The organism is Pseudomonas sp. AC229 (genome assembly GCF_979254655.1).
The window spans coordinates 67,242-90,009 of sequence record NZ_CEEDHK010000005.1; the positions used below are offsets into that span (position 1 = coordinate 67,242).

19 protein-coding genes are annotated in these 22,768 nt (G+C 59.5%); 9 read left to right on the plus strand and 10 right to left on the minus strand.

What is annotated here, in order from left to right:
- Positions 1-74: 74 nt before the first annotated feature.
- Both recQ and AC0IW7_RS08500 read left to right on the plus strand, forming a co-directional pair.
- Positions 75-2,210, plus strand: a complete 2,136-nt coding sequence (gene recQ, locus AC0IW7_RS08495) for a DNA helicase RecQ (RefSeq protein ID WP_471817098.1) — start codon at positions 75-77, stop codon at positions 2,208-2,210.
- 127 nt (positions 2,211-2,337) lie between these two features.
- Positions 2,338-3,498, plus strand: a complete 1,161-nt coding sequence (locus tag AC0IW7_RS08500) for a GGDEF domain-containing protein (RefSeq protein ID WP_471817100.1) — start codon at positions 2,338-2,340, stop codon at positions 3,496-3,498.
- A 61-nt stretch (positions 3,499-3,559) separates the two neighbouring features.
- Here AC0IW7_RS08500 and AC0IW7_RS08505 read toward each other — a convergent pair whose 3' ends face one another.
- Positions 3,560-3,823 (minus strand): DUF4404 family protein, encoded by a 264-nt coding sequence (locus AC0IW7_RS08505; RefSeq protein WP_471817102.1) that lies wholly within the window; start codon positions 3,821-3,823, stop codon positions 3,560-3,562.
- Positions 3,824-3,946: 123 nt separating this feature from the next.
- Complete coding sequence (locus tag AC0IW7_RS08510; RefSeq protein ID WP_471817104.1) at positions 3,947-4,684, minus strand: HAD family phosphatase; 738 nt, start codon at positions 4,682-4,684, stop codon at positions 3,947-3,949.
- A gap of 227 nt (positions 4,685-4,911) precedes the next feature.
- On the opposite strand from AC0IW7_RS08510, the gene AC0IW7_RS08515 reads away from it, so the two are divergent.
- A complete protein-coding gene (locus AC0IW7_RS08515) occupies positions 4,912-5,613 on the plus strand; it encodes an MlaA family lipoprotein (protein ID WP_471817106.1) in 702 nt (233 codons plus the stop codon).
- 205 nt (positions 5,614-5,818) lie between these two features.
- Here AC0IW7_RS08515 and AC0IW7_RS08520 read toward each other — a convergent pair whose 3' ends face one another.
- Positions 5,819-6,118, minus strand: coding sequence for a PilZ domain-containing protein (locus AC0IW7_RS08520; protein WP_122498417.1), 300 nt, complete (start codon positions 6,116-6,118; stop codon positions 5,819-5,821).
- 208 nt (positions 6,119-6,326) lie between these two features.
- Between AC0IW7_RS08520 and rssB the strand changes: the two genes are divergently transcribed.
- Together rssB and rssC are read left to right on the plus strand one after the other, a co-directional pair.
- Complete coding sequence (gene rssB / locus AC0IW7_RS08525; RefSeq protein ID WP_122498419.1) at positions 6,327-7,511, plus strand: two-component system response regulator RssB; 1,185 nt, start codon at positions 6,327-6,329, stop codon at positions 7,509-7,511.
- 61 nt (positions 7,512-7,572) lie between these two features.
- On the plus strand, positions 7,573-8,055 hold the full coding sequence (rssC, locus tag AC0IW7_RS08530; RefSeq protein ID WP_122498421.1) for an anti-sigma factor antagonist RssC: 483 nt from the start codon (positions 7,573-7,575) through the stop codon (positions 8,053-8,055).
- A gap of 64 nt (positions 8,056-8,119) precedes the next feature.
- On the opposite strand, the gene tal is transcribed toward rssC, so the two are convergent.
- The 5 genes from tal to AC0IW7_RS08555 form a co-directional block, all read right to left on the minus strand.
- Positions 8,120-9,046 carry a transaldolase gene (gene tal / locus AC0IW7_RS08535; protein ID WP_471817109.1) on the minus strand — a complete coding sequence of 309 codons (927 nt, stop codon included), beginning with the start codon at positions 9,044-9,046 and terminating at the stop codon, positions 8,120-8,122.
- Between the two features lie 238 nt (positions 9,047-9,284).
- A complete protein-coding gene (locus tag AC0IW7_RS08540; RefSeq protein WP_471817111.1) occupies positions 9,285-10,709 on the minus strand; it encodes an efflux transporter outer membrane subunit in 1,425 nt (474 codons plus the stop codon).
- Entirely contained in the window at positions 10,706-13,879 is a 3,174-nt protein-coding gene (locus tag AC0IW7_RS08545; protein ID WP_471817113.1) for an efflux RND transporter permease subunit, read from the minus strand. Before AC0IW7_RS08545 ends, AC0IW7_RS08540 begins: the two co-directional genes overlap by 4 nt.
- Positions 13,880-13,921: 42 nt before the next feature.
- Positions 13,922-15,166 (minus strand): multidrug efflux RND transporter periplasmic adaptor subunit MexE, encoded by a 1,245-nt coding sequence (mexE, locus tag AC0IW7_RS08550; RefSeq protein ID WP_122498427.1) that lies wholly within the window; start codon positions 15,164-15,166, stop codon positions 13,922-13,924.
- A 227-nt stretch (positions 15,167-15,393) separates the two neighbouring features.
- Positions 15,394-16,317 (minus strand): LysR family transcriptional regulator, encoded by a 924-nt coding sequence (locus AC0IW7_RS08555; protein WP_122498429.1) that lies wholly within the window; start codon positions 16,315-16,317, stop codon positions 15,394-15,396.
- A gap of 186 nt (positions 16,318-16,503) precedes the next feature.
- Here AC0IW7_RS08555 and AC0IW7_RS08560 point away from each other — a divergent pair, with 186 nt between their 5' ends.
- Positions 16,504-17,526: a zinc-dependent alcohol dehydrogenase family protein gene (locus AC0IW7_RS08560; protein WP_122498431.1), complete on the plus strand. Its 1,023-nt coding sequence runs from the start codon at positions 16,504-16,506 to the stop codon at positions 17,524-17,526.
- Between the two features lie 45 nt (positions 17,527-17,571).
- Here AC0IW7_RS08560 and dusA read toward each other — a convergent pair whose 3' ends face one another.
- Complete coding sequence (gene dusA / locus AC0IW7_RS08565; protein WP_471817115.1) at positions 17,572-18,585, minus strand: tRNA dihydrouridine(20/20a) synthase DusA; 1,014 nt, start codon at positions 18,583-18,585, stop codon at positions 17,572-17,574.
- A gap of 101 nt (positions 18,586-18,686) precedes the next feature.
- Here dusA and AC0IW7_RS08570 point away from each other — a divergent pair, with 101 nt between their 5' ends.
- Positions 18,687-19,814, plus strand: a complete 1,128-nt coding sequence (locus AC0IW7_RS08570) for a tyrosine-type recombinase/integrase (RefSeq protein WP_471817116.1) — start codon at positions 18,687-18,689, stop codon at positions 19,812-19,814.
- On the opposite strand, the gene AC0IW7_RS08575 is transcribed toward AC0IW7_RS08570, so the two are convergent.
- Complete coding sequence (locus tag AC0IW7_RS08575) at positions 19,797-20,078, minus strand: pyocin activator PrtN family protein (protein WP_471817118.1); 282 nt, start codon at positions 20,076-20,078, stop codon at positions 19,797-19,799. The genes AC0IW7_RS08570 and AC0IW7_RS08575 overlap by 18 nt on opposite strands.
- 514 nt (positions 20,079-20,592) lie before the next feature.
- Here AC0IW7_RS08575 and AC0IW7_RS08580 point away from each other — a divergent pair.
- Both AC0IW7_RS08580 and AC0IW7_RS08585 read left to right on the plus strand, forming a co-directional pair.
- A complete protein-coding gene (locus AC0IW7_RS08580; protein ID WP_471817119.1) occupies positions 20,593-20,922 on the plus strand; it encodes a hypothetical protein in 330 nt (109 codons plus the stop codon).
- A 761-nt stretch (positions 20,923-21,683) separates the two neighbouring features.
- A complete protein-coding gene (locus AC0IW7_RS08585; protein ID WP_471817120.1) occupies positions 21,684-22,478 on the plus strand; it encodes an NYN domain-containing protein in 795 nt (264 codons plus the stop codon).
- Positions 22,479-22,768: the final 290 nt, after the last annotated feature.

The following is a 22,768-nucleotide window of genomic DNA, read 5'->3' on the forward strand; positions in this document are numbered from 1 at the left end:
GTCCATTGCCTAAGAGTGCTGACGTATACTGCGGCGCTTTTCCGCCTGCACCTTTTGCAACGCTTGGGGTTTTTATGCTCGAACCGGCTCTGCGCATCCTTAAAGACGTTTTTGGCTACGACAGTTTTCGTGGGCGTCAGGGTGCAATCATCGAGCGCGTGGCCAACGGCGGCGACGCCCTGGTATTGATGCCAACCGGCGGCGGTAAATCCTTGTGTTTCCAGGTGCCGGCGCTGTTGCGGCCCGGTTTGGCGGTGGTGGTTTCGCCGCTGATTGCGTTGATGGAAGACCAGGTGGCCACGCTGGACGAGCTGGGTGTTGCGGCCGTGGCACTGAACTCCACCCTGAGTGCCGCCGAGCAACGGCAGATTGCCGACCGCATTCGCCGCAACGAAATCAAACTGCTGTATGTGGCTCCCGAGCGCCTGGTGCAGCCGCGGATGCTCGAGTTTTTGCAGGACCTGGACATCGCCCTGTTCGCCATCGACGAAGCGCACTGCGTGTCGCAATGGGGCCACGATTTCCGCCCGGAGTATTTGCAGCTGGGCCAACTGGCCGAGCTGTTTCCCCATGTTCCGCGCATCGCCCTGACCGCCACGGCAGACATGCGCACCCGCGAAGAAATCGTCACGCGCTTGCACCTGCAAGACGCCGAGCGGTTTTTGTCGAGCTTCGACCGACCCAATATTTTCTACCGCATCGTGCCCAAAGAGCAGCCGCGCAAGCAGTTGCTGGCGTTTCTTAAAGAACGCAAGGGCGACGCCGGCATCGTGTATTGCATGTCGCGTAAAAAGGTCGAAGAAGTGGCGGCGTTTCTAAGTAAGGAAGGCTTCGCCGCGCTGCCGTATCACGCCGGCTTGCCCCACGAACTGCGCGCCACTCACCAGAAGCGTTTCCTCAATGAGGAAGGCTTGATCATGGTGGCGACCATCGCCTTCGGCATGGGCATCGACAAGCCCAACGTGCGTTTCGTGGCCCACCTGGATTTGCCCAAGTCGCTGGAAGCCTATTACCAGGAAACCGGCCGCGCCGGCCGCGATGGCTTGCCGGCAGACGCCTGGATGGCTTACGGCCTGCAAGACGTGCTGCTGCTTAAACAAATGCTGCAAAGCTCCGAAGGCGATGAGCGCCACAAGCGCCTGGAGCAGCACAAACTCGACGCCATGTTGGCGCTGTGCGAGCAGATTCGCTGCCGCCGCCAGGCGTTGCTGGCGTACTTCGACGAAGAAATGCCCAACCCCTGCGGCCATTGCGATAACTGCGTCGACAACGTGCAAACTTGGGATGCCACCGAGCCGGCACGTCAGGCGCTGTCAGCGATTTTCCGCAGCGGCCAGCGCTATGGCGTCGGTCATTTGGTCGACGTTTTGCTCGGTCGCGACAACGACAAAGTGCGCAGCAGCGGCCATCAACACTTGTCCGTTTTCGGCATGGGCAAGGCCTTGAGCGAAGGCGAGTGGCGTTCACTGTTTCGCCAGTTGGTGGCGCGCGGTTTGGCGGATGTGGATCTGGAAGGCTACGGCGGCCTGCGCCTGAGCGAAACCTGCCGGCCGCTGCTGCGCGGCGAGGTAACGCTGGAGCTTCGTCGCGACCTGAAACCGCAACTCGCGGCGAAAACCTCTTCCGGTGGCGGCAGCTCGGCCAGTCAACTGGTACGCCCGGACGAGCGCGAGCAGTGGGAAGCCCTGCGCGCACTGCGGCGCAAACTGGCAGAAGAACACGCCGTGCCGCCGTACGTTATTTTTCCCGACTCGACGCTGCTGGAAATGCTGCGCAGCCAGCCCGGCTCGATGGCGGAAATGGCCGAGGTCAGCGGCGTGGGCGCGCGCAAGCTGGAGCGCTACGGTAAGGCCTTCCTCGAAGTGCTGAGCGGCGCCGCCGAAGTGCCGCCGCCAGTGGTGGACATCCGCCACGAGCTAGTCAGCCTGGCCCGCGCCGGCATGACGCCACAGCAAATTGCCGGACAGCTCAAATGCACCGAGAAAAATGTGTACAGCCTGTTGGCTGAAGCCATTGGCCGTCAGCAGTTGTCGCTCGAGCAAGCGCTCGACTTGCCGGCTGAGCTGCTGGGCGAAATTCAGGATGCGTTTCTGGATGCCGATGGCGAACTGCCTGCCGTGGCGGCGATTGTCGAGCAGTTCGCCGGGCGCGTGCCGGAAGGCGTGCTGTACTGCGTTCGTGCGGCATTGCAGGCGGAGTTCGAGGTGTAAAGCCGACGCCTAACCCGGCATTCGGTCTGGTCGTTTTTATGGCGCCAGAAATTTTGCCCGGGTTGTTGCGCGCACTTTCTGCGGCTATGGTGTCAAAAAGCCTCCCCACCAAGAGAAGAGGTCACGGGTGCCGCTCCATCACGCCTGGCTGGACGATGTCCGCCCCAATCCTTATGCCGACCAACTGTCTTTAGGCTTCCGCCTGCTGCGTTTTGTACGTCCGCTGGAAATTGAATACCGTAAGTACATGCGCGAGGACAGCTTCGACCTCAAGCGCATTGCCCTGAGCGTGGGCATGGTGCTGTGGATGGCGTTCGCGGTGCTGGATTTTTCTCTGATCGACGGGCCTCAGGTCTGGTGGATGCTGGGCGTGCGGCTCAGCGTGCTGGCAATGCTGCTGGTGTGCGCCTTCCTTATTCTGCAACGCAAACACTTCCATCTACTGGTGCCCCTGAGCATCACCTGCATTGGCGGGCTCGGGCTGGGCGCGGCGTCGGTGGTGGCCATCGCCCATACGGTCGACATGACCTACCCCTACGAAGGCCTGCTGCTGGTGTGCATGGCGGCGTATTTTCTCGTCGGCTTGCGCTTGTCCGAGGCGCTGGCCACCTCGTTGATGGTGCTGCTGGCGTATGTGGTACTGGAGCTGCTGGTGGGACTGCCGATTCCCCGTCTGATCAACAACGTGTTGTTTCTGCTGTTCGGCAATTTGATGGGCGCCATCGGCTGTTACCTGTTGGAGTTCAAATCGCGCGAGCATTTTTTGGTCAGCCGCCTGATGCGCGTGCTGGCGGATCACGACAGCCTGACCGGCCTGCATAACCGCCGCAGTTTCAACCGTCAGCTGGAACGCCTGTGGCGCCAGGCACAGCGCGAGAACCAGCGCTTGGCGCTGTTGCTCTGCGATATCGATCACTTCAAAGCCTATAACGACTGCTACGGGCACCAGGCCGGCGACAACGTGTTGCAGCGCGTCGGCGCGGTGCTCGCGGATGCGGCGCGCCGGCCGCTGGATATGTCGGTGCGCCTCGGCGGTGAGGAATTTGCGGTGTTGCTCTACGACATCACCGATGCGCAGGCTCGCGAGCGCGCTGAGGCACTGCGTTTGGCGCTGGAGAAGCTCGGCATTCGCCATGAGCGCTCTGACACGGCGGCGATGGTGACGATGTCGGTGGGCGTGTCCTGCCTGCTGCCGGCCGAGGAGCGCGACGTGGGCCAGCTGTATGAGCGAGCAGACCGGGCGCTGTATGAGGCCAAGGCGTTCGGGCGTAATCAAGTCGTGGCTTAATGCAGCAAGCGTAAAAAACCCGGCGTGAGGCCGGGTTTTTTTATGCGGTTTTACCGTGGGGCTAGATGCCCATGCCCACCAGGCTTTGCACGATATTGCGCAAGGTGCCGGCGATGGTCGGGTGTTCCACCTCAAAGCGCTCAACGGCGAGGTTCACGCCGTCCACCAGGTTGGTGTCCGGTGCGCTGGCTTCGCGTTGCAGTTGCAGTTCGATCTGTTGCGCCAGGGCGTTGAGTTCTTCGCGTTGCTCGTCGGAGACGGGCGTCTGGCTTTGCAGTTGCTCGCGCAGTAAGTCCAGTTGATGCTGCAATTCGCGGGCAGGCATGGTGTTTCTCCCTCTGTGATAGGCAACAGCATTGACCCTGAGCGTGCGCCAAAGGTTCGAGTGTTGAGGGTAATCCATGCTCTGCCGCTTTGCCCGAGCGCAGGCGCGGCAAGGTGTAACACCTTACGGCTTTTCACCTTTTTGCCGGCGCAGGGCCAGGTCTGTGAGGCTGGGGCCGAGGTCGGCCAGTTGATCAATCACCGAATGCACGCCAAGGCGATACAGGCTCAGCGTCGCCTGCGCGCGCAAATGGTCGCGTTCCGGGGCGGGCAGGGCTTGCCAGTCGTCCGGCGCCTGGCCGCAAAGGGGGCCGCAGGCGGCGAGGCCTACCGTCCACAAGCCGGCATTCAAGCCCGCCTGCAGTAAGCGCGGTTCGCCGCTGATCAATACGCAGCCGTCGAGGTTGTTCACCTTTAACGCCGATAGCGACTGCCAGCAGGCGTCGGGCGCAGGCCATGGGCGGGCGGCGCTGGTGTCGGTGCCGACCAGCCAGGCGGGCAGGGCGCTTGCCAACTGTTGGCTGGCATCGGCGGGTAGCTCGTCCAGCCAGGCGCAGGGCACGCCTTGCTGCTGCAGGGTTTCCAGCACATGCAAGGCGCCGGGCGTGACGTGCGCGTAATCATTGGCGCTGGCTTGCAGGGCGCTTTGCAAGGCGCTGAGGTCGGCGCTGTGAGGCTCGCGGCCGAGCGCTGCGCTTAAGGCTGCGTGCGGAGATAGAAGCTGGCAGGGCTGATTGGCGGCGTCGGGAAACAGCCGCTGCAAGGTCACGGGCAAGGCCCGGGCGCCGAAGTCCACCAGGCAGCCAGAGAGGCCGAACAGCACGGCGGTGAAGTCGGCAGATGATGAGGCGAGTGCAGGCATGACGCGCATCCGAAGGGGGCTTGTTAGCAAAGTAGTTACCCGCGATGACGGTGCGATGAATACTTTGTGACAATTGACCGGCGCGGAGTTGCCGCGCCATTTCGGCCGATGGAAAAGCCGCCTGCCAAAGCCCGTTGTCAGCCCTTATACTGGGCGCCTTTTGCGCCAGCACCTATGCTGGCAAAGCGCGCACCTCGCGTTCCCCGTTCTGCCTTTGGAGCCATGCAATGGAAGTGTTTGCCAGCAATTGGGCCACGCGTTTTGGCCAACTCTGCCTGTGTGCCGGTATTGCGCTGGTGGCGCAGGTCGCTTCGGCAGCCGAAAGCGACCCATGGGAAGGTTTCAACCGCCCGGTGTTTACCTTCAACGACACGATCGACACCTACGCCCTCAAACCCGTGGCCCAGGGTTACCAAACGGTCACGCCGCAGTTTCTCGAAGACGGCATCCACAACGTGTTCAGCAACCTGGGCGATGTCGGCAACCTGGCCAACAACCTGCTGCAAGGCAAAGTAGCGGCGGCGGGCGTCGATACCAGCCGTTTGATCTTCAACACCACCTTTGGCCTGCTGGGCTTCTTCGATGTCGGCACCAAGATGGGCTTGCAGCGCAGCGACGAAGATTTCGGTCAGACCCTCGGCGCGTGGGGCCTGAACAGTGGGCCGTATCTGGTGCTGCCGTTGTTGGGGCCAAGCACCGTGCGCGATGCGTCGGGAAAGATTCCAGACAGCTTCCTCGAACCCTATCGCTACATGGACCACGTACCGACTCGCAACGTGACCCGTGCGGTGGATGTGGTGGATACCCGTGCGAGCTTGCTGTCGGCCGAGAAATTTATCAGCGGCGACAAGTACAGCTTTATCCGCAATGCGTATCTGCAGATGCGTGAGTTTAAAGTTAAAGACGGTGAAGTCGAAGACGACTTTTGAGTTAGCTAAACGATCGGCTGCGCGTCGGCGGGGCGGCGTTGGAAATGGCCTTTCAATGCTCATGGGCAACAGCCCACTGCGCTTGAAAGGCCATTCCGCCTTGCCCCGCTCTGGCTCGCTCGATCTTGAGCAGCGTGATTCTGAGCAAAGATCAAAACGAAAAAGGCGACCTCAGGGTCGCCTTTTTCGTTGATGGGTGCGTGGATTACTTCATGGAAAGAATGGCCAACCCCAGCGATTGTTTGCCGCCATCCAAAGCGCTCGCGCGGATGACTTCGGCTTCGGCGTCGAGGCCGCGTAATTCGTTGTGTTCCGATGCGATGTGGACGCGAACCTTGTCGCCCACCTTGGCGTCGCTTTCGGCTTCTAACTGCATGCCAGTACTGGACAAGTCGAGGCAGAGGGCGGGAATGTCGCGGCCGCCGTGTTTCAAGGTGACGGGTGCTTCCAAGCGCATACGGATGTAGTCGCGTTTCTCGGTGTAGGCATGATCACTTTGGCTCATCGACCCGCTCCTGTGGTTTTTATTGGACTCTCCGACGGCTCTTATAACCTTGCCATCTTTCGCCTGTAAAGGCGTCAGACGATGATCGGCGCACGCTTGAATCGCCGCACGGATGGGAGTACCGTCTGCGCCTTGACCGTCCACGCGTCCCGGCTGATCGGCCTGACGTACACGCCAACCACCCCTGGCGCCGTTTGCCTGGTACCCCATGCACAATTCCAGTGCCTCGCTGCTGATTATTGATGACGACGAAGTAGTGCGCGCCAGTTTGGCTGCCTACTTGGAAGACAGTGGCTTCAGCGTTTTGCAAGCTAGCAACGGCTTGCAGGGTTTGCAGATCTTCGAGCAGGAGAAACCTGACTTGGTGATTTGCGATTTGCGCATGCCGCAAGTCGATGGCCTCGAGCTCATTCGCCGCATAAATGCACTTGAAGTGCAGACGCCCGTTATCGTCGTTTCCGGCGCTGGCGTGATGAGCGATGCCGTCGAAGCGTTGCGTTTGGGCGCCGCCGATTACTTGATCAAACCCCTCGAAGACCTCGCCGTACTGGAGCACTCGGTGCGCCGTGCGTTGGATCGCGCCAATTTGCGCATTGAAAACCAGCGCTACCGGGAAAAACTGGAAGTCGCCAACCGCGAGCTGCAAGCCAGCCTGAATCTGCTGCAGGAAGACCAGAACGCCGGTCGCCAGGTGCAGATGAACATGCTGCCCGTCACGCCCTGGAGCGTTGATGGCTTGGAGTTTGCGCACCAGATCATCCCGTCGCTGTACCTGTCGGGCGACTTTGTTGATTACTTCCGCCTCGATGATCACCGCATTGCTTTTTACCTGGCCGACGTTTCCGGCCACGGCGCGTCGTCGGCGTTTATCACTGTTCTGCTGAAATTCATGACCACGCGGCTGCTGTATGAATCGCGCCGTGGCGGGCAGTTGCCCGAATTCAAACCCTCCGATGTGCTGGGCCACATCAATCGCGGGTTGATCAATTGCAAGCTCGGCAAACACGTCACCATGTTGGGCGGCGTGATTGACGAGCAGAGCGGCAAGCTCACGTACAGCATCGGGGGGCATTTGCCGCTGCCGATCATGTACAGCGAAGGCTCGGCGCACTACCTGGAAGGCCGCGGCCTGCCCGTGGGGCTGTTTGATGAGGCAACGTACAGCGATCACGTGATCGATTTGCCGCAATCTTTCAGCCTGACCCTGCTTTCAGACGGCATTTTGGACCTTTTGCCGAGCGATACACTCAAAGAAAAGGAAGCGTTGCTCCCTCAGTTGGTGTGCACGGCGGGTGGCAGCCTGGATGGCTTGCGCCAGGTGCTTGGGCTGGCCAATCTCTCAGAGATGCCAGATGATATTGCCTTGCTGGTGTTAAGCAGGAACCTTGCATGATCTGTATGACCGCGCGCCCCATGACCCTTATGAGCCGCATAAACGATAAAGGTACAGTGGCATGAGTACCGGTCGAATTCAGTTTGCCGAGCAGAACGGCACGTTCGTTCTGAAGTTCGTGGGCGAAGTTCGCCTGACGCTCTGTTCCGCATTAGATGCCACGATCGAGAAGATTTTCACTGCGTTGAATTTCTCCGCCATCGTCATCGACCTCACCGAAACCCGCAGCATCGACAGCACGACACTCGGCCTGCTGGCTAAGCTGTCTATTCTGTCGCGCCAGAAAGTCGGCCTGCTGCCCACGGTGGTGACCACCCACGCCGACATCACTCGGTTGCTGCAATCCATGGGTTTTGATCAGGTGTTCAATATCGTCGACCAGCCGCTGGCCTGCCCGGGCAGCCTGGCGGACTTGCCCTCGCAAGATCAATCCGAAGAAGTGGTGAAGGCCAAGGTGCTCGAAGCGCACCGCATTCTGATGGGCCTGAACGAGTCGAATCGTGAAGAATTCCACGACCTAGTGAACGCCCTCGAGCGCGGCTAACGCCGGTCGAAGCGGCATCCAAACAAACGCGCGAGCGGCCTAAGCCCTCGCGCGTTTTTGCATTTCAGCGTTTGGCGGCGAGCAGGGCTTCGAGTTTTTCCTGGTCGCGGGCGAACTGGCGAATGCCTTCGGCCAGCTTCTCGGTGGACATCGCTTCCTCATTCAGCGCCCAGCGGAAACTGCTTTCGGTCGGCACCTGTTTCGGCTCGCCCGGATTGCCGTCACGCAGCACGCGGTCCAACGAGCCTTCGTCGTCGGCCAGTTGTTGCAGCAGCTCGGGGCTGATCGTCAAGCGGTCGCAGCCGGCCAGTTGCTCGATCTGGCCCAGATTGCGGAAGCTGGCGCCCATCACCACGGTGTCGTAGCCGTTGGCCTTGTAGTAGTTGTAAATGCGCGTCACCGACTTTACGCCCGGATCTTCAGCACCAACGAAATCGCGGCCTTCGGCCTTTTTGAACCAATCGTAGATGCGCCCCACAAACGGCGAAATCAGGAAGATGCCGGCGTCGGCGCAGGCGGCCGCCTGGGCGAAGGAGAACAGCAGCGTGAGGTTGGTTTGAATACCGGCGCGCTCCAGTTGCTCGGCAGCGCGGATGCCTTCCCAGGTGGCGGCAATTTTGATCAGGATGCGCTCGCGGCCAATGCCGGCGCGGTCGTACAAATCGACCAGGCGCTGGGCGCGCAGCAAGGTGGCTTCGGTATCGAACGACAGGCGCGCGTCCACTTCTGTCGAAATACGCCCCGGAATCACTTTCAAAATGCCCTGACCGACGGCCACGCCGAAACGGTCACTGGCCAGGCCCAGATCGCCATTGCAGTCGGCCACGGCCTGATTCAGCAGCTCGGCATAACCCGGCATGGCGGCAGCTTTAAGCAGCAGGGAAGGGTTGGTGGTGGCATCCACCGGCTTGAGGCGGGCAATCGCATCGACGTCGCCGGTATCGGCAACCACGGTGGTGAACTGTTTGAGTTGTTCGAGCTTGGAGGTCATGGCGCGGCCTTGTGGTAACGGATGGCTAGACCTTACCCGAGCCGCCAGTCGCGCTCAACGGCTGGCGCGTGACATTCAGCGGTGTTTTTGACGTTGTGCGTGAAAGGCGCCAGTTTCCCGACGAATACAGCTGCGCTCGATGCTCTCGTAGGAGCCAGCTTGCTGGCGAACCGCGCAAACGCCGTATTCGGAGTTTCCAGGGTTCGCCAGCAAGCTGGCTCCTACAAGAAGGGCACCGTTACGAGCGGGAGGCTACGGTTGCCGGCGCCTGCCAGCCACCGCCCAGGGCCTTATAGATCGACACAATGCCATGGTAGACATCCACCTCGGCCTGCGCCTGAGCATCTTCGGCGGCCAGGCGCTCGCGTTCCGCGTCGAGCAGGACCAGGAAGTCCGAGGTGCCCTCACGGTAGCGAATCGATGCCTGCTCGGCAGCCGCGCGGCTGGCTTCGCTCTGACGCAGCAGCGAGATCAGTCTTTCCTGGCGTTTGCTGTAGTCGCTAAAGGCGTTTTCCGATTCTTCCAGCGCCACCAACACTTGTTGCTCGTAGTTGGCGAGGGCACCGTCGGCATCCGCTTCAGCGCCGCGCAAGCGGGCTCTCACGCTGCCCAGGTCGAAAGCGGCCCAGCTAATGGTCGGCGCCACGCCCCACGCCCGAGCGGCGGAGGAGCCCAGCTGTGAACCGCGTGCCGAGGTAAAGCCCAGGAAGCCGGCGATGTTTACCCGCGGGAACAGGTCAGCGGTGGCGACACCGACATTGGCAGTGGCCGCCGCCAGTTGCCGTTCGGCAATTCGCACGTCAGGACGACGGCGCAGCAATTCGGCTGGGTCGCCAATAGGCAGCGCTTTGGCAATGGCTGGAATCGCCCGTGGGCTCAAGTCCACCGTCAATTGCTCAGGCCGCTGGCCCAGCAGCGTAGCTATGCGGTTACGCGAGCGAACTTCCTGCGCTTGCAGTTGCGGCAGGGTGGCCTCGGTGGCCGCCAGGCGCGCATCGGCACGCAATACATCCAGCTCGCTGCCGACGCCCGCTTCGCGCATGGTGTCGGTGAGGTTGCGCGATTCCTGCTGGTTCTTCAGGTTGCTGCGAGCAATGCCCTCGCGCAGTTGTGCGCCCCGCAGCTCGCCATAGGCGTCCACCAGTTCGGCGATCAGGCTGACTTGCAGCTGATACAGCTCGGCTTCGGCAACATCCTGCTCGGCGTCGCTGGCTTCCAGTTGACGTTGAATGCGCCCGAACAAATCCACTTCCCAGGCCATGTCCAGGCCCAGGTCGTAGCGTTCATTGCGCACGCGGCTGTCGGTGACGCCCGGTTGCTGGGCCTTGCCGTTCTCGCTGCTGGCGCGACTGGTGACCACCGGGAAGCGGTCATTGGCGACGTCATCACGAATAGCGCGGGCCGCTTTCAGACGGGCAAAGGCCACGCGCAGTTCGCGGTTTTCCTGCAACGACTGGCTGACCAATTGGTTCAGGGTCGGGTCGTCGAACTGCTGCCACCAGGTCACTTCAAAATTGCTGCGGTCGTACTTGCCCTGGTTGGCGTCACCTTGGGCGGCGGTGAGTTTCGCCGCTTCGGTTTCCGGCGCTTTGTAGTCCGGGCCCACGGCACACCCCGATAGAGCGAGGGCCAGAAGGGCGGGGGTGAAGGCTTTCAAACTCATGATGCGTGTGCCTCCAGCAGGCGAACTTTGCGCGCTTCGCGGCGTTCCACGAAGTTACGGATCAATACATAGAACACCGGCGTTAACAGCAGACCGAAGAAGGTCACCCCGAGCATGCCGGAGAACACCGCCACGCCCATGGCATGACGCATCTCGGCACCGGCACCGCTGGAGAACACCAGAGGCACCACGCCCATGACGAAGGCGAACGAGGTCATCAGGATTGGGCGCAGACGCAGGCGGCACGCTTCCAGCACGGCGGCCAGCGGGGTCATGCCCTCCAGCTGTTTATCCTTGGCAAACTCGACGATCAGAATCGCGTTCTTACACGCCAGGCCCACCAGTACGATCAAGCCGATCTGGGTGAAGATGTTGTTGTCGCCTCCGGAAATAATCACCCCGGTGATAGCCGACAGCAGCGTCATCGGTACGATCAGAATCACCGCCAGCGGCAGGCTCCAGCTTTCGTATTGGGCGGCCAGTACCAGGAAGGCCAGCAATACGCAGAGCGGGAATACGAACAGCGCGGTGTTGCCCGAGAGAATTTGCTGATACGTCAGGTCGGTCCATTCGAACGTCATGCCGTTTGGCAGCTCATCTTTCAGCAGTTTCTCGATGGCTTTTTCCGCTTGGCCCGAGCTGTAGCCCGGTGCGGCGGCGCCGTTGATTTCTGCGGTGATAAAGCCGTTGTAGTGCATCACGCGGTCCGGGCCCGAGGTGTCGCTCACCTTCAGGAAGGTCGCCAGCGGGATCATTTCGCCCAGGTTGTTACGCACTTTCAGCTGACCAATTTGCTCGGCTTCCAGGCGGAATTGCTGTTCTGCCTGCACGTTGACCTGATACGTGCGGCCAAAGCGGTTGAAGTCGTTGGCATACAGCGAGCCCAGGTACACCTGCAGGGTGTCGAAGATGTCGCTGATGGCCACGCCGTGAGTCTTGGCTTTTTCGCGGTCGATAGCGGCGTCAACTTGCGGCACGTTCACTTGGTAGCTGGTAAACAGCCCGGCCAGTTCCGGTACGTTCTGGCTCTTGGCAACGATGTTCATCGTTTCCTTGTACAACTCCTCGTAGCCCAGGCCGCCACGGTCTTCGATCTGCAAACGGAAGCCGCCGATGGTGCCCAAACCTTGAACCGGAGGAGGCGGGAAGATCGCCATGTAGGCTTCTTGAATGCCGGCGTACTTGGCGTTCAGGGCGCCCGCGATGGCGTTGGCCGATTGGCTCGGGTCTTTACGCTCGTCGAAGTCTTTCAAGGCCACGAACACGATGCCGCTGTTCGGGCTGTTGGTGAAGCCGTTGATCGACAGGCCGGGGAAGGCGATGGCGTTGGCCACACCCGGTTGCTGCATGGCCATTTCCGACATCTGCTTGATCACCGCTTCGGTACGGTCAAGGCTCGCGGCGTCTGGCAATTGGGCGAAGGCCACCAAGTACTGCTTGTCTTGCGCCGGGACGAAACCGGTTGGCGTCGACGAGAAGCCTGCGTAGGTCAGCACCATCAAACCGGCGTAAATCACCAGGGCGATGCCGCTGCTGCGGATAACCCGCGCCACTGTGCCGACGTAGCCATGACTGGCTTTGTCGAAGAAACGGTTGAACGGACGGAACAACCAGCCGCCGAGCAATTTATCCAGCACCTTGGAGAAACGGTCCTTCGGCGCGTTGTGATCTTTCAGCAGCACGGCGGCCAACGCTGGCGACAGGGTCAGCGAGTTGAATGCCGAAATTACGGTGGAAATGGCAATGGTCAGGGCGAACTGTTTGTAGAACTGCCCGGTAAGGCCGGAGATAAATGCCGCCGGAATAAACACGGCACAGAGCACCAACGCCGTGGCAATGATCGGGCCGGTCACTTCACGCATGGCGCGCTTGGTGGCTTCGATCGGGGTCAAGCCCAAGCCAATGTTTCGCTCGACGTTTTCCACCACCACGATGGCGTCGTCCACCACGATACCGATGGCCAGTACCAAGCCAAACAGCGACAGCGCGTTCAGCGAGAAGCCGAACAAGTGCATGACGGCAAATGTACCGATCAGCGAGACGGGCACCGCCACCAACGGAATGATCGAGGCGCGCCAGGTTTGCAGGAACAGGATTACAACCAACACCACCAAAATCAGCGCTTCGAACAGCGTGTGTACCACCGCCTCGATGGAACCGCGCACGAAGATGGTCGGGTCATAAACGATGCTGTAGTCCATGCCCTCCGGGAAGCCTTTCTTCAGCTCTTCCATGGCCGCACGCACTTCGTTGGAAATCTCGATGGCGTTGGAGCCGGGACGCTGGAAGATCGGAATGGCCACGGCCGGGTCATTGTTCAGCAGCGAGCGCAGGGCGTACTGGCTGGAACCCAGTTCGATGCGCGCGATGTCTTTCAGGCGAGTGATCTCACCGTTTTCGCCGGAGCGAATAATGATGTTTTCGAACTCTTCCTCACTCACCAGACGGCCTTGGGTGTTCACCGAAAGCTGGAAGCTGGTGCTGCTAGGCGAGGGCGGTGCGCCGAGTTGGCCGGCGGCCACCTGACGGTTTTGTTCGCGAATGGCGTTCACCACGTCGGTCGCGGTCAGGTTGCGCGAGGCGGTTTTGTTCGGGTCGAGCCACACGCGCAGCGAGTAATCGCCCATACCGAACAGCTGCACATCACCCACGCCGCCGAGACGGGCCAACTCGTCCTTGATATTGAGCAAGGCGTAGTTGGACAGATACAACATGTCGTAGCGCTTATCCGGCGAGGTCAAGTGCACCACCATGGTCAGGTCAGGCGATGCCTTGTCGACCGTGATACCAATGCGCGTCACTTCTTCGGGCAGCTTGGGCTGGGTGCGCGTTACGCGGTTCTGCACTTGCACCTGCGCGTTGTCCAGGTCGGTGCCCAGGGCGAAGGTGATGGTCAGGGTGATTTTGCCGTCGGCGGTCGACTGCGAGGACATGTAAAGCATGTTCTCGACGCCGGTGATCGCCTGCTCCAGCGGTGCGGCAACGGTTTCACCGATGACTTTCGGGTTAGCGCCGGGGAAGTTGGCCCGCACCACGACGGTGGGCGGCACCACTTCCGGGTATTCGCTGATCGGCAACTGGAACAGCGAGATGGCGCCGGCGATCAGGATCAGCAGTGATAACACTGCGGCGAAGATCGGCCGTTGAATGAAGAACTGAGAAAAATTCATCGCTAATAATCCTTTAAGCCCAAGAGCTGTTAACTAACGGGCTTAGCCGCGTGCCGGAGCGGTGCTGGCAAGCTTCTGCACGACTTTGTCGTTCTTGGCTTGAGCCGCATTGTTGTTTTCCAAGGCTTGGCGTTGTTGCGCCAGGGCGTTGATGGTTTCGTCGCTGGCCATCGGAATGACCTGAGGCTCGACCGGCGAACCAGGACGCACGCGCTGTAGGCCTTTCACCACAATCTGGTCACCCTTGGCCAAGCCGCTGCGCACGATGCGCAAGCCTTCCAGCTTCGGTCCCAGCTCAACGGCGCGGTAGGCGGCTTTGTGTTCGGCGTCGATCACCAGCACAAACTTCTTGCCCAGATCGGTCCCGACCGCTTCGTCGTTAATAAGGGTGGCGTTGTAGGTGCCGCTGCCAACCAGTTTCAGGCGAGCGTACAGGCCTGGGGTGAAGCGACCGTCGGCGTTATCAAACACGGCGCGACCACGGATGGTGCCGGTCTTGGGGTTGACCTGGTTGTCGACGAAGTTCATCTGGCCCAGGTGCGGGTGGCCGTTTTCGCCAGTCAGGCCCAGGTACACCGGGCTGTTCTGACCGCGTTGGCCTTGGCGGGCGAGCTCGTTGTATTTCAGGAATACGCGCTCATCGACATCGAAGTAGGCGTATACGCGGTCGGTCGACACCACGCTGGTGAGCAGGGTTTGCCCGGCGTTGACCAGGTTGCCGGCGGTAATGTCGGCACGGCTGACGCGTCCATCGATAGGCGACGTGATGCGGGTAAAGCTCAGGTTAAGACGGGCGTTTTCCAGTTGCGCCTGGATATTCGCCACGCCAGCGCGGGCTTCTTGGGCGGCGCTGGTGCGGGCGTCAGCCAATTCCGCAGAAATGGCGTTGCTGGCACGCAGACGTTCGCCACGGCGCGCTTCGTTCTCGGTGCGGCTCAGGTTGGCGCGAACTTGTTGCAGCTGGGCTTCCAGGCTGCGCACTTCGGCTTCAAACGGGCGGGGATCGATCTGGAACAGCAAGTCGCCTTTCTTCACCAGCGAACCTTCGGTGAACGCGACCTTGTCGATGTAGCCGGAAACGCGAGGGCGAATGTCCACGGCTTCTGGTGCTTCCAGGCGGCCGGTGAACTCGTCCCACTCATTGATCGGTTGTTGCAGCACCTCGGCAACGCTGACCTTGGACACTGGCATCTGCGCAGTGGCTTCGGGCGCCTTGCCACACGCACTGATAATCACCAGGGCGAGGGCGGCTAGGGGGAAACGCAAGGCTAAAAGGGACTGTTGCATCGGTGAGACTCCGCCATAGGTTTTTCAGAATGGGCGGAGTGTGATGGCCTAATGAGACGTCAGACGAATCGAACAAGCCGAAGTTGGATATCAATATGAATGATGTTTAGTTCATCTGACGGTAATAGTTCAGACAATTTTTCGAACTGTAGGAGCAACTTCAGCCGCGATGCTTTTAAATGCCGCTGCGGCAATCGCGGCTAAAGCCGCTCCTACAGAAAACCGGGTTACACCAAACTATCCGGGTCGGCCACGAACATCTGAATGCGCGAGCGCAACCAACGCTCGGCCGGGTCGTTGTCCTGGGCGCCGCGCCAGGCCATCGACAGTTCAAAGGAGCGCGCGGGTATGCCATCGGGCACGTCTTCGGCCCGCACGCCGCCGGTGGCGGTGAGTGCGGCGGCGGTGTAGTCGGGCACGATGGTCACCAGGTCAGTGCCAGACAACAACGTGCCCAACCCGTTGAACTGCGGCACCGCCAGCACCACTTTGCGTTTGCGTCCGACCTTTTCCAGCTCTTCATCAATAAAGCCATTGAGGTCGCCGGCAAACGACACCAGCGCGTGGGGCCGCGCGCAGTATTCGTCGAGGGTCAACCTGCCCGGCGCAGAGTCCGCGCGCAGAAGCTGCGGTTTACTTTTGCGCAGGGTTTTACGCTTGGCGTTGGCCGGAAGTTCATCGGTGTAACTCACGCCCACCGAAATTTCGCCGGAAGCCAGCAAGTTGGGCATCAACAGATAGTTGGCGCGCCGCACCACGATCACCACGCCGGGCGCTTCGGCGCGTACGCGGCGCAGCAGGGCGGGAAGTAGTCCGAACTCAACGTCGTCCGAGAGGCCTATACGGAAGACGGCGGTGCTGGTGGCCGGATCGAATTCCGAAGCGCGGCTGACGGCGGTGGAGATGGAGTCGAGCGCCGGCGAGAGCAGGCCGAAGATTTCCGAAGCGCGCGCCGTGGGCTCCATGCTACGACCGGTTCGCACAAACAGGGGGTCGTCGAATAGACTGCGCAGCCTTGAAAGCGCCGCACTGATGGCGGGCTGGCCAAGAAAGAGCTTTTCCGCCGCCCGCGTCACGCTGCGTTCGTGCATCAGCGTCTCGAACACGATCAGCAAGTTGAGATCAACGCGGCGTAGGTCGTTACGATTCATTCAGCGCTACCCTGTACCTGAGTGCTCTAGTGCGGTTCCTGGAGCGAAAGGCTGAAGGGCGGCGAGGCTGGCGTCAAGGCCGGCCATCATTGGTATTTATGTCGACTATCGATAGACGCGGGTGGTTTTGATAGTAAAGCCCCGATAAAGTCCGTGGCCATTGGGAGTCCACATGCGAGGTGAGCGATGTCCCGTGTAATCCGTTTCCATCAGTTCGGCCCAGCTGAGGTCCTGAAGCTGGAAGAACAAACTACCGCACAACCGGCGGCCGGAGAGGTATTGCTGCGGGTTGAAGCCATCAGCGTGAGCTGGCACGACGTGCTCTGGCGCCAGAACCTGGCCCCGTCTCCTGCACGTCTTCCCGCCGGTATCGGCCAGGAAGTGGCCGGTGTGGTGATTGCCGTCGGCGCGGGCGTAGACGATTTAAAAGTGGGCGATAAAGTCGCCAGCTTTCCCGGCCACAGCGCCAACCAATATCCCGGCTACGGCGATGAAGTGGTGCTGCCGCGCCAGTCGCTGACCCGTTACCCCGACGACGTGCTCAGCGCGGTCGAGGCGAGCGGCTTTTATACGCCGCTGCTGATTGCCTACTTTGCCTACGTGGAACTGGCGAAAGCCAAAGCCGGGCAAACCGTGCTGATCACCGATGCGTCGCACTGCTCGGGTCCTGCCTTTGTGCAATTGGGTAAAGCGCTGGGGCTGCGTATTGTCGCCGCCACTAAAGACCCTGAAGACCGCGAGTCGCTGATTGCCTTGGGTGCTGACAAAGTGATCGTCACCGAAGAGCAAGACCTGGTCGCCGCCATCAACAAATACACCGACAACCGTGGTGTGGATGTGGTGCTCGACGGCTTGGGTGGTCCGCAAATGTGCTTGCTCGGCGATGTCATTGCGCCGCGGGGCCGCCTGGTGTTGTACGGCCTGCAAGGCGGCAATCAGACGCCGTTCCCGGCCTGCGCCGCGTTCCAAAAGAACATTCAGTTCTTCGTGCACTGCATCGGTAACTTCACCGGCAAGCCGGAGCTGGATATCCCGCCGGATCAGGAAGCAGTGGCCAATGCCCTGACTGCACTGAACCAGCTGGCGCGCGACCGGGTGCTGCAACCGCGAGTCGAAAAGGTGTTCGCCTTCAATGACTTCGTAGAAGCGCATCACTACATGGAAAAATGCCCGAAACAGGGCCGTGTGGTTATCGAAGTAAACGAGTAACAGAGGAAGCGGCAGGCCAGCATGGCTGGCTTGCCAGGGTAGGGCTTATCTACCCTTGAGCAGCTCGGCCGCCTGGTCGAGCAAGGCGAGCGGGTCGGGCGCTTTATGAATGTCGACCGACAACAGCTGGCGAAACTTCCGCGCTCCGGCGAACCCTTGCCCCAACCCCAACACATGTCGCGTCACGTGGTGCATCGAACCGCCGCTGGCTATGTGTGCCGCAATGTAAGGACGCAGCGCCTGTAGCGCTTCAAGTCGGCTGATCACCGGCGCGTCGCTGCCAAATAGCTGCTGATCCACGTGCGCCAGCAAATACGGATTGTGATACGCCTCGCGCCCCAGCATCACGCCATCGAACGTCTGCAAATGCTCCTGGCACTGCTCCAGCGTCTTGATGCCGCCGTTTAGCACAATCTCCAACTCCGGGAAATCTGCCTTCAACTGCGCCGCCACGTCATACCGCAGTGGTGGAATCTCGCGGTTCTCCTTGGGCGACAAGCCCGCCAGAATCGCAATGCGCGCATGCACGGTGAAACTGCGGCAGCCGGCTTCTTTCACCTGACCGACAAAATCCACCAACTCGGCATAACTGTCGCGCCCATCAATACCAGTGCGGTGCTTGACCGTCACCGGAATCGACACCGCATCACGCATCGCCTTCACACAATCGGCCACCAACGCCGGATGGCCCATCAGGCAGGCGCCAATCATATTGTTCTGCACCCGATCGCTCGGGCAGCCGACATTCAGATTCACCTCCTGATAACCCGCCTCCTGCGCCATACGCGCACACGCCGCCAACTCGGCCGGCACGCTGCCGCCCAGCTGCAACGCCAGCGGGTACTCAGCCACGTCGTGCTGAAGAAAACGCTGAGGATTGTCGCCACGCAGCAACGCGCCGGTGGTGACCATTTCGGTGTAGAGCAGGGCGTGTTTGGACAGCAGGCGCAGGAAGTAGCGGCAGTGGTGATCAGTCCAATCCATCATAGGTGCAACAGAAAATCTCCTACTTACCAAATATGCTGGCTTGGCTAGGTTTTCCGGGGCTTTTGCTGACATCTGTCGCACTCTCATTTACTTCGGTTTACCAGGGTTTTTGCTTATTTTTGCTACATCGTTGCTACAATGTAGCAACCAAAAGCAGCCGTGTAGCAAAAACCATGGGCACGATCACTACTCGCAAGCGCAAGGACGGTTCTGCAGCCTATACGGCGCAGATCCGCATCATGCAAAAGGGCGTGGCAGTTTATCAGGAAAGCCAAACCTTCGACCGTAAGGCGGGGGCGCAGGCATGGATCAAAAAGCGTGAGTCTGAGATGGCTGCGCCGGGTGCTATCGAGAAAGCAAACCGGCGGGGCGTCACGGTGAAGGAGATGATCGATCTCTATTTGACTGAGTACGAAAAACTACGGCCGCTTGGCAAAACCAAGCGCGCGACGCTGAAGGCCATTGGTGAGACTTGGTTAGGGGCGGTTGAAGACAAAGACATCACCAGCCAGGTGATTGTCGAGTACGCCATGCACCGGATGGAGAAGGATGGAATTCAGGCGCAGACGGTAGGGAATGACCTTGCACATTTGGGTGCAGTACTTTCAGTTGCTCGGCCGGCCTGGGGTTATGAAATAGACCCTGTAGCAATGCCAGATGCTCGCCGGGTGTTGAGGAAGATGGGTGCTGTCACCAGTAGTAAGGAGCGCACTCGTAGGCCGTCGCTTGATGAACTAGACAGAGTTCTGAACCACTTCAGCGCTATGAAGGATCGACGCAGGCAGGAGATCGACATGGTGCGTGCCGTGGGCTTCGCTCTGTTTTCCACTCGGCGTCAGGAGGAGATCACTCGCATACGTTGGGACGCCATGGATACGGCAAAGCAGATGGTCCTGATTACCGACATGAAAAACCCCGGGCAGAAGTACGGCAACGATGTTTGGTGCTACGTACCGGATGAGGCATGGAGCATCCTGCTATCGATGCCCCGCGTTTCCGAGTTTGTATTTCCCTACAACGCCCGCTCAATTTCGGCGTCATTCACAAGGGCGTGTCCTTTTTTGGAAATTGAAAACCTGCGCTTCCACGACCTACGTCATGAAGGTATCAGCAGGTTGTTTGAAATGGGCTGGGATATTCCAAAAGTGTCATCTGTCTCTGGCCACAGGGATTGGAATTCCTTGCGGCGCTACACGCACTTGAGGGGTAACGGCGACCCATACAAGGATTGGCCGTGGCTAGAACGCATCATTAGGGGCCCCGTGATCGAGGCCCAGAAAAGGTTAAAGCGTTCGTCGTAGTCCTCTACCCATGAGCTTGTCGTGTTCCGTTTTTGCTTTTTGGTGCTGTGCGTCGAGGTAGGCGGCAAGGTCGTTCAGATGAACACCTCGTGCTGCCTTCTGGCTTTTCTCAATGGGTACCAGCGGTAGGTCAATGTCTCCAGCCGCGACCTTCATTTTCAGTTTTTCAGGCGTCAGGTGACTGAAGTAATCAGAGCACACTCGCTCAAGCGGAATGATCGCCATACCGTTGTATTGGGCTAACAGTAAAAATGCGGTGTTCATCGCCGCGCTCCTTCCAATTTTTTTTGCTCGCGGTGTGAGCTGGCGGTCAGGCGGAGTTGGCTGATGTTTCCAGCCGCAACCCCATACGTCACTGGCTCTTGTACCTTTCCCATACAGACTCTCCCCGCTTAACGATGTTTGGTGGACCGATCGTGAGCGTTTTTTTTCTTTGGGAGTGCTCTATTCGTACCCAAAACAGGGTCTGAGCTAACTCCGCTGACCTCGACGGCTGGAAGCCTGTGGATATTCAGCGGTCGCTGGGTGCGTGGCCTGTAGTGGTACCAATGTCTGCGTGACGGCTGATGCCTTTCAACCTTGCTGCTATCTGAGCACGAGAGTTTCGTTATGCAACCGAGGAGACGCCCAGTAAATGCGGGGCTCAGAGGGGGGGCGAAGTTACTTCTGCCTCTCATAACCGAAGCATGGGGGCGTGTGGCATTAGGGCAGGGGGGGTTGTGTTTTCAGCGTTAGAGATACCTTGGGTTTTTGTCTATTCACTCCACCGGTATTTCAGATGGCTATTACTCCTAAAGATGATCTCCGAACTATCAATATGCCGGCAGACCAGTTGGATGGCTGGGCAGAAATATTCTTCGAAGCGAAGTGCGCCGGCTTGGTATCTGTCCCGTTTTCCGTATTTCTTGATGATCCGCTGGCGCACATCGCGAGCAATGACTACCAGGCGAACGTCGCGGGCGCCGAACTCTATCGTGATGAGGGGTTTCTGCCTCTGCTTCCTAGGCAGGTTGAAGCCGCCAAGCGTATTCAAGAGAAGTGGGCGTTAGACGACGTACGTGCGTTGGCGCGCGCGGGAAAACATTTAGCGCTCGTGCCGCGGGCCTAAATGATCTTAGGTAGTAGGGCGCTGGATAGTGCGCTAGGAGGCCCGAGCCATGCGCAGCAGGGGTTGCAGATATCAAATGTCATGTTGAGGTTGGGCTCCAGCCTCGACATGAGTATCAAGCAATGAAGTCACTAGCCCCTGGCTTAAAGACGCGCGTTCTCCGAGTAGTCGGCCATTACGAGTGCAATGCGGCACGTCCACAGCAAGAACGCCTTTGGCTAACGGCACTCGAGCTTTTGTTCGTCGAACCGGTGCAGCGCCAACGCTTGTTGAACCTGCAGTCTGCACTGCTCAGCCACCTTCATTCGCCGGACAATGTCTTGCTGTATGTGCGGTTTTTGGTCCGGCTTATCGTTTGTGAGAGCGGCGCGCGGGGCCGATAAACTTGAGGCAGAAGTTACTTCTGCCTATGCACGGCAGCCCGCTGCGAGGCTTTACGATGCAGGAATGAACCGCGCGAAGTTGCTTCTGCAGTTTGGTTCAGGGGATAAGTCAGCACGTTTTGCTGATGCTTAGGCAGCCAGCTCGATTGCGCACCAAGGGATTCACTGCACGGACGTTTGCTGAGAGGGAACAGGGGTGCGATTTATTTTAAGACGCTATTAACTCCCTTTAACTTGTGCTCGCGCGGCATCAAACCGCCCCGTTTGCATGGGAACGATCGCCGAACACCACGACTTCAGCACTCTCCGACGGCTGAGATTCCTATTCTGCTGGTCAGGCTTTGCAGGTATGTTGAAGGCCCAATTCAAGGATGAACCATGGCCATTACCTCCACTACCCACGCGCAAAAGCACCTCGCCGTACTGATAGACGCCGACAATGCCCCCGCTGCAATTGTGGAGGGGCTATTTGAGGAAATCGCCAAATATGGAGTGGCCAACGTCAAACGAATTTATGGCGACTGGACCGGCCCTCAGCTCGGTGGCTGGAAAAAAGTGTTACTCGATCACTCCATTCAACCGGTCCAGCAGTTCGCCTACACCAAGGGTAAAAACGCCACCGATAGCGCGCTCATAATTGACGCCATGGACTTGCTGTACACCCGCCGCTTTGACGGTTTCTGCCTGGTTTCGAGTGACAGCGATTTCACTCGTCTAGCGTCACGGCTACGTGAAGAAGGGTTAACGGTGTATGGATTTGGTGAAGCAAAAACGCCCCAGCCGTTTGTTTCTGCCTGCGATAAATTCATCTACACCGAACTGCTGCGTGAGGACGGCGTGATCGTCAGCGATCCCCCTTTAGGCGATGACTCTGCGATACCTCCCGTCAAAGCTAGCTCGCCCCCGCCAGCGCCCAAGCGGCCGAAAGCGCCAGTCGATTTCATTGCCAAAATTCTGGATGACATTGCCGACGAAGATGGCTGGGCGCCGCTCGGCGCGCTTGGTGCCAACATCACCAAACTCCGACCGGGATTTGACCCCAGAACACACGGATTTAAAAAACTGAGCGACCTTATAAAAGCTCAGCCCCACGCATTTGAAATTCAAGCACGTGGTGTCACCAGCACGGGTGGCCAGGTCTTATATGCCCGCCATAAGCAACCTGCGAAATAGCTCATGCCGTTACTGCTCGGGGTTATAAATATCACCAGCGCTTTGGCCAGCACGGCACTGATAAAGCCCGCGGCGAAACTACAGGTCTGTTTCCATGAGGCGTGCTGTGTGCACCGAGCGGTGCCGTGGCAAACGTATCGGTAAATACATAGCCCGCCTACTGAGCCCAGCATAGTGGTCATGCTTCACTGAGGCGGTGTATCAATAACTGCATCGGGCCTGGGACCGTACAGCTACACGGCGAGGTCAGAAGTATCTTCGGAGTGAGCCGTTGCTTTTAAACTGCGCTG

Excerpts from the sequence above, each read along its gene's own strand:
- recQ (WP_471817098.1), top strand. The coding sequence starts at position 75 with ATGCTCGAACCGGCTCTGCGCATCCTTAAAGACGTTTTTGGCTACGAC.
- AC0IW7_RS08505 (WP_471817102.1), bottom strand. The coding sequence starts at position 3,823 with ATGCCTGCCCGCGAATTGCAGCATCAACTGGACTTACTGCGCGAGCAA.
- AC0IW7_RS08510 (WP_471817104.1), bottom strand. The coding sequence starts at position 4,684 with ATGCCTGCACTCGCCTCATCATCTGCCGACTTCACCGCCGTGCTGTTC.
- AC0IW7_RS08515 (WP_471817106.1), top strand. The coding sequence starts at position 4,912 with ATGGAAGTGTTTGCCAGCAATTGGGCCACGCGTTTTGGCCAACTCTGC.
- AC0IW7_RS08520 (WP_122498417.1), bottom strand. The coding sequence starts at position 6,118 with ATGAGCCAAAGTGATCATGCCTACACCGAGAAACGCGACTACATCCGT.
- rssB (WP_122498419.1), top strand. The coding sequence starts at position 6,327 with ATGCACAATTCCAGTGCCTCGCTGCTGATTATTGATGACGACGAAGTA.
- rssC (WP_122498421.1), top strand. The coding sequence starts at position 7,573 with ATGAGTACCGGTCGAATTCAGTTTGCCGAGCAGAACGGCACGTTCGTT.
- tal (WP_471817109.1), bottom strand. The coding sequence starts at position 9,046 with ATGACCTCCAAGCTCGAACAACTCAAACAGTTCACCACCGTGGTTGCC.
- AC0IW7_RS08540 (WP_471817111.1), bottom strand. The coding sequence starts at position 10,709 with ATGAGTTTGAAAGCCTTCACCCCCGCCCTTCTGGCCCTCGCTCTATCG.
- AC0IW7_RS08545 (WP_471817113.1), bottom strand. The coding sequence starts at position 13,879 with ATGAATTTTTCTCAGTTCTTCATTCAACGGCCGATCTTCGCCGCAGTG.
- mexE (WP_122498427.1), bottom strand. The coding sequence starts at position 15,166 with ATGCAACAGTCCCTTTTAGCCTTGCGTTTCCCCCTAGCCGCCCTCGCC.
- AC0IW7_RS08555 (WP_122498429.1), bottom strand. The coding sequence starts at position 16,317 with ATGAATCGTAACGACCTACGCCGCGTTGATCTCAACTTGCTGATCGTG.
- AC0IW7_RS08560 (WP_122498431.1), top strand. The coding sequence starts at position 16,504 with ATGTCCCGTGTAATCCGTTTCCATCAGTTCGGCCCAGCTGAGGTCCTG.
- dusA (WP_471817115.1), bottom strand. The coding sequence starts at position 18,585 with ATGTCAGCAAAAGCCCCGGAAAACCTAGCCAAGCCAGCATATTTGGTA.
- AC0IW7_RS08570 (WP_471817116.1), top strand. The coding sequence starts at position 18,687 with ATGGGCACGATCACTACTCGCAAGCGCAAGGACGGTTCTGCAGCCTAT.
- AC0IW7_RS08575 (WP_471817118.1), bottom strand. The coding sequence starts at position 20,078 with ATGAACACCGCATTTTTACTGTTAGCCCAATACAACGGTATGGCGATC.
- AC0IW7_RS08580 (WP_471817119.1), top strand. The coding sequence starts at position 20,593 with ATGGCTATTACTCCTAAAGATGATCTCCGAACTATCAATATGCCGGCA.
- AC0IW7_RS08585 (WP_471817120.1), top strand. The coding sequence starts at position 21,684 with ATGGCCATTACCTCCACTACCCACGCGCAAAAGCACCTCGCCGTACTG.